Source organism: Rhodococcus sp. ENV425 (genome assembly GCF_002887785.1).
Classification (GTDB): domain Bacteria; phylum Actinomycetota; class Actinomycetes; order Mycobacteriales; family Mycobacteriaceae; genus Rhodococcus; species Rhodococcus aetherivorans.
Genome location: NZ_PCZU01000027.1, coordinates 1 through 9,204, shown reverse-complemented (window position 1 = coordinate 9,204; position 9,204 = coordinate 1). Strand labels below are relative to the sequence as shown.

9 protein-coding genes are annotated in these 9,204 nt (G+C 69.0%); 6 read left to right on the top strand and 3 right to left on the bottom strand.

The window, feature by feature from the left end; all coding sequences use genetic code 11:
* Positions 1–13 precede the first annotated feature (13 nt).
* Positions 14–793 carry an LmeA family phospholipid-binding protein gene (locus tag CQZ88_RS01550; RefSeq protein ID WP_006936408.1) on the bottom strand — a complete coding sequence of 260 codons (780 nt, stop codon included), beginning with the start codon at positions 791–793 and terminating at the stop codon, positions 14–16.
* Positions 794–920: 127 nt separating this feature from the next.
* Between CQZ88_RS01550 and CQZ88_RS01545 the strand changes: the two genes are divergently transcribed.
* The 6 genes from CQZ88_RS01545 (at position 921) to pstB (ending at position 6,769) form a co-directional block, all read left to right on the top strand.
* The gene (locus CQZ88_RS01545; protein ID WP_102799145.1) at positions 921–1,649 is read left to right on the top strand and encodes a response regulator transcription factor; all 729 of its coding nucleotides are present in this window, start codon (positions 921–923) and stop codon (positions 1,647–1,649) included.
* Between the two features lie 10 nt (positions 1,650–1,659).
* Entirely contained in the window at positions 1,660–2,556 is an 897-nt protein-coding gene (gene mshD / locus CQZ88_RS01540; RefSeq protein ID WP_102799144.1) for a mycothiol synthase, read from the top strand.
* A 238-nt stretch (positions 2,557–2,794) separates the two neighbouring features.
* Positions 2,795–3,913 carry a phosphate ABC transporter substrate-binding protein PstS gene (gene pstS, locus CQZ88_RS01535; RefSeq protein WP_029541508.1) on the top strand — a complete coding sequence of 373 codons (1,119 nt, stop codon included), beginning with the start codon at positions 2,795–2,797 and terminating at the stop codon, positions 3,911–3,913.
* Positions 3,914–3,971: 58 nt separating this feature from the next.
* A complete protein-coding gene (pstC, locus tag CQZ88_RS01530) occupies positions 3,972–5,027 on the top strand; it encodes a phosphate ABC transporter permease subunit PstC (protein WP_006936404.1) in 1,056 nt (351 codons plus the stop codon).
* A 4-nt stretch (positions 5,028–5,031) separates the two neighbouring features.
* Positions 5,032–5,940, top strand: a complete 909-nt coding sequence (gene pstA, locus CQZ88_RS01525; RefSeq protein WP_072634423.1) for a phosphate ABC transporter permease PstA — start codon at positions 5,032–5,034, stop codon at positions 5,938–5,940.
* A 52-nt stretch (positions 5,941–5,992) separates the two neighbouring features.
* On the top strand, positions 5,993–6,769 hold the full coding sequence (gene pstB / locus CQZ88_RS01520) for a phosphate ABC transporter ATP-binding protein PstB (RefSeq protein ID WP_006936402.1): 777 nt from the start codon (positions 5,993–5,995) through the stop codon (positions 6,767–6,769).
* Between the two features lie 77 nt (positions 6,770–6,846).
* On the opposite strand, the gene phoU is transcribed toward pstB, so the two are convergent.
* Both phoU and CQZ88_RS01510 read right to left on the bottom strand, forming a co-directional pair.
* A complete protein-coding gene (gene phoU / locus CQZ88_RS01515; RefSeq protein ID WP_010593878.1) occupies positions 6,847–7,554 on the bottom strand; it encodes a phosphate signaling complex protein PhoU in 708 nt (235 codons plus the stop codon).
* 83 nt (positions 7,555–7,637) lie between these two features.
* The coding region (locus tag CQZ88_RS01510) for an LCP family protein (RefSeq protein WP_102799143.1) at positions 7,638–9,204 on the bottom strand (1,567 nt) is incomplete at its 5' end.

The following is a 9,204-nucleotide window of genomic DNA, read 5'->3' as shown; positions in this document are numbered from 1 at the left end:
ACGACGACGGCGGTCACAGGCGCTGAACCTCCTCGAGGTCGATCGTGGTCTGGTGCGCCTCGCCCTCGATCACGATCGTCGAGCCGCGGGCCTCGACCGCGGTCGGGCGCACCCCGAACGGCAGGTTCTGGGGTTCGATCGTGGTGGTGAACAGGCCCAGCACCGCCGGCTTCAGCGGATCCGGCACGGTGAAGTCCGCCTGTCCCTCCGGGCCGAAGTACAGGTCCGACGCGACGATGCGCACCGTGTCGCCCTCGAGCAGCAGGTCCGCCTGGACGCTGACCTCCGCGGAGACCGGGCCGACCGGAACCGTGCCGGTGAGGACGACCCCGCCCGCGGTGGTGCGTCCGGAGCCGCCGGACCCGCCGGTGCCGTCGGACTTGTCGGCCGGGGGAGCGGACACCTGCAGGTCGGGAATGCCGTAGAGCTGACCGAGCTCGGTCGCGTCGATCATCACGCGCCCGTACAGCAGGTCCACCGGCACCGAGCGGATCGAACCGTCGAGCAGCTCGCCCGCGGCCGCATGGGCACCGATCAGGTTGGCCTCGATCGTGATGTCGCCGAGCGTCCCGCTGGGCACGCCCTGCGCCCGGATCTCCACGTTCTCGTAGCGGCCCGCCCGGGCCTGGGTCAGGAACGGGAATCCGTGGATGGTCACCGCCGGGTCCGCCGTCAGCGCCCCACCCTCCCGCAGCGCCCGCGAGACCCGGTACTCGGACCACGCCGCGGCGCCGAAATCGATCAGGAGCGCGACTCCGACGAGCGTCACGAGAGCGAGGATGAGTTTGCGCACCGCACCATTGTGACGGACGGCTCGCGCCGCTTCCCGAGTGCGGTTGCCCGGTGAACGCCGTCGTGGCGTTAATCTGTAGCGCGTCGTTTACACGAGTTTCGCGCAGCCCGCGAAGAATGGAGGCACGGTGGAGCTGTTGCTGCTGACCTCCGACCCCAACCCGGACGCGGTCCTGCCCTCGCTGTCGTTGCTCGCGCACTCGGTGCGCCCGGCACCGACCGAGGTGTCCTCGCTCCTCGAGGCCGGTTCCGCGGACATCGCCATCGTCGACGCCCGCACGGACCTGGCCGCGGCCCGCGGCCTGTGCCGGCTGCTCGGCAGCACCGGGTCGGCGATACCGGTCGTCGCCGTGCTCACCGAGGGCGGCCTGGTGGCGGTGAACCCGGAGTGGGGGCTGGACGACATCCTGCTGACCACCCCCGGCCCCGCCGAGCTGGACGCGCGGCTGCGATTGCTGGTCGGCCGGTCCGGCGGTGCGGCGGGCCCCGAGAACACCGGCAAGATCACCCTCGGGGAGCTCTCGATCGACGAGGGCACCTACACCGCTCGCCTGCGTGGCCGCCCCCTCGACCTGACGTACAAGGAGTTCGAGCTCCTCAAGTACCTCGCGCAGCACGCCGGCCGGGTGTTCACCCGCGCGCAACTGCTGCAGGAGGTCTGGGGTTACGACTTCTTCGGCGGCACCCGCACCGTCGATGTGCACGTGCGGCGCCTGCGCGCCAAGCTCGGCCCCGAGTACGAGTCCCTGATCGGCACGGTCCGCAATGTCGGCTACAAGGCGGTGCGGCCCACCACCAAGACCGGGAAGGGCGGCTCCACCACCATCGAGTTCGAGGACGCCGAACTCGCGGACTAGGCTCGCCGTCGTGGAATTCGTCAGCCGACTGTCCGCCGAGCAGGCCGCCGAGGTGCGGGCGCTCGTCGCCCGCGCCCACGCCGCCGACGGAACGGCCCCCGTGTCCGAGCAGGTGCTGCACTCCCTCACCGGCGACGGCGACGTCCGGCACCTGGTGGCCGTCGATGCCGCCGCGATCGTCGGCTACGCCAATCTGGTCCCCGGTCACGGGGAGCACCCGGTGATGGCCGAGGTGGTCGTCGATCCGCCGCACCGCCGCCGCGGCGTGGGGTCGCGGCTCGTCGCCGCGGCCCTCGACGCCGGTGGTGCCGGCACCCGGGTGTGGGCACACGGCGACCTCGAGTCCGCGCGGGCGCTCGCGGCGCGGCTCGGCCTGACCCCGGTCCGGGAACTCCTGCAGCTGCGGCGCCCCCTCGGGGAGCCCGAGCTGCCGGCCCTGCAGGTCCCCGACGGGCTGATCCTGCGGACCTACCGCGGACCCGAGGACGACGCGGAACTGCTGCGGGTCAATGCCGCCGCCTTCGCGTGGCACCCCGAGCAGGGCCGCTGGACCGAGCGCGACGTCGCGCAGCGCCGCAGCGAGTCCTGGTTCGACCCGGCCGGGGTGTTCCTCGCCTTCGACGAGCAGGACCCGGACCGGCTCCTCGGCTTCCACTGGACGAAGGTGCACGCCGCCACGGCGGACCAGCCGGCGATCGGGGAGGTGTACGTGGTGGGCATCGATCCCGGGGCGCAGGGGCGCGGTCTCGGCCGGCTGCTCACGCTCGCCGGGTTGCGGTATCTGCGGGAACGCGGGCTCGGCGCGGTGCTGCTGTACGTCGAAGGCGACAACGACGCCGCGCTGCGCACCTACGGCCGGCTCGGATTCGAGCGATTCCACGTGGACCTCGCATACGCGAGAGCGTGAGCGGAGCACGTACCGAACGAGTCCGGCCCGTGAATGTCGTGTGACGTCGACCATACGGACTGCAGGTGTACTTTTCGCGTTCACGTCGCGTTCACCTTCGGGCGCCCAACCGTCAACCCGTCCTCATTAACTTTCCATTACGGGCCGCAGCATGCCGGTCCGGCGCCGGGATCACCCCGCGCCTGATGCCGCCGCCCGTGTCGCGGGCGTGCCGGTCGCGAATTCCGGAGGAGTACGAGTGAACCTCAAGCGCAATGGCGCCCTGCTCGGTGTGGTGGCTGCAGGTGCCCTCACCCTGGCCGCATGCGGCAGCGACAACAATGCCGCCTCGACGGACGTGGACGCGTCCGCATCGGCCGCGACGTGTGAGGGCAAGGAGACGCTGTCCGCCGCCGGGTCGTCCGCGCAGAAGAACGCGATGGACCAGTTCGTGTCCACCTACATCGCGGTCTGCCAGGAGAAGGGCAAGAACGTCAACGTCGCCTACAACCCGTCGGGTTCCGGTGACGGCCGCACCCAGTTCATCGCGAAGCAGATCGACTTCGCCGGCTCCGACTCCGCCATCAAGAGCGAGCAGGCCGCCCAGGCCGCCGAGCGCTGCGCCGGCAACCCCGCCTGGAACCTGCCGCTGGTCTTCGGTCCGGTCGCCGTCGCGTACAACGTCGAGGGCGTCGACAACCTCGTGCTCAACGGCGAGACCGTCGCCAAGATCTTCAACGGCACCATCAAGCAGTGGAACGACCCGGCCATCGCGGCTCTCAACGAGGGTGTGAGCCTTCCGGATTCGGCCATCACCCCGATCGTCCGCTCGGATTCGTCGGGCACCACCGACAACTTCCAGAAGTACCTCGAGGCCGCCTCGAACGGTGCCTGGACCACCGGCGCCGGCTCCGACTTCACCGGCGGTGTCGGTGAAGGCGCCAAGGGATCGGCCGGTGTCGCCCAGGCCGTCGCCAGCGCCCCCGGCGCGATCACCTACGTCGAGAAGTCCTTCGCCGACCAGAACAACCTGAACGTCGCACAGATCGACAACGGATCCGGCGCGGTGGAGCTGACCGACGAGACCGCGTCGAAGGCCATCGAGGCGGCGACCTTCGCTCCGACCGGTGAGGGCGACCTGACGCTCGACCTGACCTCGATCTTCGGTACGAAGCAGGAGGGGGCTTACCCGATCATGCTCGCGACCTACGAGATCGTGTGCTCCGCCGGTTACGATGCCGACACCTCCGCGGCCGTGAAGTCGTTCCTCGTCAGCGCCGCCAACGAGGGCCAGGAAGGCCTCGCCGAGCAGGGCTACGTGCCGCTGCCCGAGTCCTTCAAGGCGAAGCTCACCGAGTCGATCAACGCCATCGCCTAGCCGATGAGCGCCGCGGACCGTACCGTCAATCCCCAGCAGAGAGAGATCGCGAGCGCAGATGAGTGACGCGCCCACCAAATCCGCACCTCGCACTCCCGGGTCCGGCAGCGATGCCGGGCCCGGGGCGGGCGGTCCGCACGGCAACACCCCGGAGGCCACGATTACCACTCCAGCGCGCGGCGACAGCAAGCCGCTGACCAGGCCGGGCGACCGGATCTTCCGTTCACTGGCCTCCGGGTCCGCCGTTCTCATCTCGGTGATCATCGCGGCCATCGGCGTGTTCCTCGTCTGGCGTGCGGTGCCGGCGCTGCAGCGCAACACCGTCAACTTCCTCACCAGCCGCGAGTGGGTCACCCAGGACATCGCCGCGATGGCGTTCGGCGTCCTCGACCTGTTCCAGGTGACCGTGCTGGTGTCGTTCTTCGCGCTGGTGCTCGCGATGCCGGTCGCACTCGGCATCGCGATCTTCCTCACCTCGTACTGCCCCGAGCGCATCAAGAAGCCCCTGGCGTACGTCATCGACCTGCTCGCCGCCGTGCCGTCCATCGTCTACGGCCTGTGGGGCCTGCTGGTCCTGGCCCCCGCGATCCGGCCGCTGGCGACGTGGCTCAACGAAAGTCTCGGCTGGTTCCCGCTGTTCGCGTCCGGCTCGGGTTCCATCCTCGGCGGCGGCACCATCTTCACCGCGGGCATCGTGCTCGCCGTGATGATCCTGCCGACCATCGCCGCGGTGAGCCGGGAGGTGTTCGTGCAGACGCCGACGTCCCATATCGAGGCGGCGCTCGCTCTCGGTGCGACCCGCTGGGAGGTCGTTAAGACCACGGTGATCCCGTTCGGCAAGTCGGGCTACATCAGCGGCTCGATGCTCGGTCTCGGCCGCGCACTCGGCGAGACCATGGCGCTGTACCTGATCCTGCGCACCACGTCGCAGCCGTTCTCGTGGTCGCTGTTCGACGGCGGTGCCACCATCGCCTCGAAGATCGCCCTCGGTTACGCCGAGTTCAACAACGACATCCAGGCCGGCGCCTACATCGCCGCGGGTCTGGTGCTCTTCGTGCTGACCTTCGTGGTCAACGCCGCGGCGCGTGCGGTCGTCGCAGGAAAGAAGGACTGAAGCCATGACGACCACTCTCCTCGAGACGCCGGTCAAGGGCCCCACCTTCCGGGGCGTCGGCACCCGTCGGCGCGTCTCGGATCTCTCCGCCACCGTCCTGGTCACCGTGTCGGTGCTGATCGCTCTCGTGCCGCTGGCATGGGTGCTGATCACCGTGATCGTCAAGGGTCTTCCCGCCCTGACCAGCGCCACCTGGTTCACGAATTCCTTGAGCGGTCTGTCCGCGTCCGCGATGGGCGGTGGCATCTACCACGCCCTCGTCGGGACCCTGCTGCAGGGCCTGGTGTGCGCGGTGATCTCCATCCCGATCGGCATCTTCGTGGCGATCTTCCTCGTGGAGTACGGCGCCGGCACGCGACTGGGCAGGATCACCACCTTCATGGTGGACATCCTCAGTGGTGTCCCCTCCATCGTTGCCGCGCTCTTCATCTACGCACTGTGGATCGCCACCTTCGGCTTCCCGAAGTCCGCCTTCGCGGTGTCCCTGGCGCTGGTCCTGCTCATGGTTCCCGTGGTGGTGCGCAGCACCGAGGAGATGCTCCGGATCGTGCCGCAGGATCTGCGCGAGGCCTCCTACGCCCTCGGTGTGCCCAAGTGGAAGACCATCGCGCGCATCGTGATTCCGACCGCGCTGCCCGGCATCATCACCGGCGTCATGCTGGCCCTGGCCCGCGTCATGGGCGAGACCGCTCCGCTGCTGATCCTGGTCGGCTACGCGCCGTTCATCAACTTCAACCTTTTCGGCGGCGAGATGGGCAGCCTGCCCGGTGTCATGGTGGCGGAGATGAACAACCCGACCGACGCGGGCACGATGCGGATCTGGGGCGCTGCCCTGACCCTCATCCTCGTCATCGCCATCCTCAACATCGTTGCCAAGGTGGTCGGCCACTTCTCCCAGGTGCGCACCAAGTAGGTCACCTCATGTACACACCCTTCGATTTCGATACACCAGTAGGGAGCCGGTAATGGCCAAGCGTCTGGACCTCAAGGACGTCAACATCTTCTACGGCAAGTTCCACGCCGTCTCCGACGTGACGCTGTCCGTGCCGCCGCGGAACGTCACCGCGTTCATCGGACCGTCGGGCTGCGGCAAGTCGACCGTGCTGCGCTCGCTCAACCGCATGCACGAGGTGACCCCCGGTGCCCGCGTCGAGGGCTCCGTGCTGCTCGACGGCGAGGACATCTACGACTCGTCCGTCGACCCGGTCGGCGTCCGCAAGACGATCGGCATGGTGTTCCAGCGCCCCAATCCGTTCCCCACCATGTCGATCCGCGACAACGTCGTCGCCGGCCTGAAGTTGCAGGGCGTGCGCGAGAAGAACAGGCTCGACGAGATCGCCGAGCGGTCGCTGCGCGGCGCGAACCTGTGGAACGAGGTCAAGGACCGCCTCGACAAGCCCGGCGGCGGCCTGTCGGGTGGCCAGCAGCAGCGCCTGTGCATCGCCCGCGCCATCGCGGTGCAGCCGGAGGTGCTCCTGATGGACGAGCCGTGCTCCGCTCTCGACCCGATCTCCACCCTCGCCATCGAGGACCTGATCGCCGAGCTGAAGCAGGACTACACCATCGTGATCGTCACGCACAACATGCAGCAGGCCGCGCGCGTGAGCGATCAGACCGCGTTCTTCAACCTCGAGGCCACCGGCAAGCCGGGCCGGCTCGTCGAGATCGACGACACCGAGAAGATCTTCTCCAACCCCACCCAGAAGGCCACGGAGGACTACATCTCCGGCCGCTTCGGCTGAGCCGGCTGCGACTTCGGCACCGCGGACGCGGAAAGGCCCCGCCCGGAACTCCGGGCGGGGCCTTGTGCCGAGTCGGGTTACTGATCCTGCGGGTACACCGTGAGCTTGTCGACGCGCTCACGCATCGCCCGGAAATCCTCGTCGGTGGGGAGCTTGCCGGTGACCAGGAAGATCACGCGACGACCCACCTCGACGGCGTGGTCGGCGAACCGTTCGTAGAACCGGCCCAGCAGCGTCACATCCACAGCCGCGGCCACGCCGTGCTTCCACTCCCGGTCCATGAGCACGGTGAACAGGTGACGATGGAGATCGTCCATCGCCTCGTCCTCCTGGTGGAGCCGGGCCGCCCGCTCGGGGTCGCGCGTCTCGAGGATCTCCCTGGTCGCTGCGCCGAGCGAGACTGCGATGCGGCCCATCTCGGCGAAGTAGCCGTTGACCTCTTCGGGCAGAACATGATTGGGGTGCCGGCGTCGCGTCGCCTTGGCGACGTGCAGTGCCAGCGCACCCATCCGGTCGATGTCGGCGACGATCTGGATGCCACTGACCACGGAACGCAGATCACCGGCGACCGGCGCCTGGAGGGCGAGGAGCGAGAAGGCCTTCTCCTCGCACTGGGTACTCAGGTCGGTGATCTTGTCGTGCTCGCCGATGACGGTCTCGGCGAGCGCCAGATCCGCCTGGAGCAGCGCCTGGGTGGCCCGCTCCATCGCAAGGCCGGCAAGGCCCGCCATCTCTCCGAGGAGATCGGCGAGCTCGGTCATCTGTTCGTGGTATACGACGCGCATAATGGCACAGACTACGGCGCAGACAAAGCCGAGTCACGAGCAGCGGGTGAACGCCGGGTGAATGGACGGGCTCGAGGTGCTGCTCAGGCGCAGGAATCGTCGCCCGCGTTGGTGATCGACAGGTCGACCGGCAGCTCGTTCTCCTCGGCGGCCTGGATCGGCACCGTCGGCAGGACCGAACCCACCTCGGTCGGAGCCGCGATGCTGCCGACGAACCCGGTGCCGAGGACGAGTTCCACGATGCCGCCGAGGTCCTGGGACTCCTGCAGCACGGCCCCCGGAACTGCGGAGGCCAGCGTCAACGCCTCGGCCTCCTGCCCGGGCGAGAAGCGGACGACGGTCTCCTTGCTCGTCCCGGAGTAGTTGCCGACGCTGTAGATCGGGAAACCGTAGGCGCCGAGTTCTTCCGCGGTCCGGGCCGCGAGGCCGGATTCGCCGGAGGCGTTGGACACCTGCGCCGACACCGTCGAGGGGTCCACCGCGGTCTGTGCAGGCAGCGGGGCTGCCGGCGGCGCGGACGATTCCGGCTCGGGAACATCGCGCTTCTCGCCGGGGAGCGGTTCGTCGTCGATGATCGCGTTGAAGATCGCCTTGATGTCGTCGAGGCGCGGAATCTCGTTGCCCCACTCGTTGGTTCCGGCCGTCGGCACGGTGAGGAAGGTGACGGCGCCGGCTTCGACCCGCTGCAGCGAGCGGCCGAGCCGGACGAGGGACTCGGTGTCGACGTTCTCGACGAACGTGGCGCGGGTGAACGCGTTGATGAACCCGTTCAGCTTGCCGGGGTCGAACAGGACCTTGTTCGACATGGCCGAGCGCAGCAGTGACGACAGGAACTTCTGCTGCCGGGTGATACGCCCGTAGTCGCCGTTGCCCTCCGACTCGACCTTGCGGGCCCGCACGTAGTCCAGGGCCCGGCGGCCGTCGAGGGTGTGGGTGCCCGCCGTCTCGATGATGGTGCCGAGTTCCCCGTCGACCAGGGGGGTGGGTGTGCACACCTCGACGCCGCCGACCTCGTTGACCATGCTCTCGAAGCCGGCGAAGTCGATTCCGACGAAATGCCCGATCTTCAGGCCGGACAGCTTCTGGATCACCTTCACCAGGCACTTGGGTCCGCCCAGCGCGTAGGTGGCATTGAGCTTGTCGCCCTCGGCGGCGGGGAACGTCTCCGACGTGTACTCGCCGGTGGTGCTGTCCCAGCCGCGGCACACGGGCCGCGTCACGTCCAGGTCGCGCGGAAAGGAGACGGCGACGACGCGACTGCGGTCGGCGGGGATGTTGACGAGGATGACGGTGTCGGCGCGTGCGCCCTCGGCGTCGGCGACGGTGCCGGCGCCGACCGCGCCGCTCGCCCCGGCGCGGGTGTCGGTGCCGATGATCAGGTAGGTCTCGTCGCCGGTCTGCCCGCCGGGGTCGACGATGTCGGTGGATTCGGTGTCCAGCGCCGCGATCTGGGCGAATCCGGCCTCGGTGGAACGCACGTAGCCCCACACCAGGCCGCTGCCGACGAGGGTCAGCACGGACAGCAGCGCCAGGACGGTGCGGCCCACGGTCGCGAGGCGCCGGCGTTTGCGGCGCTTGTTCAGAGCCAGCCTGCTCAGGCCGTCGCCCCCGACGGCCTGGGGCAGCGCGGGCGGCTGGTCGGGGTCGTCG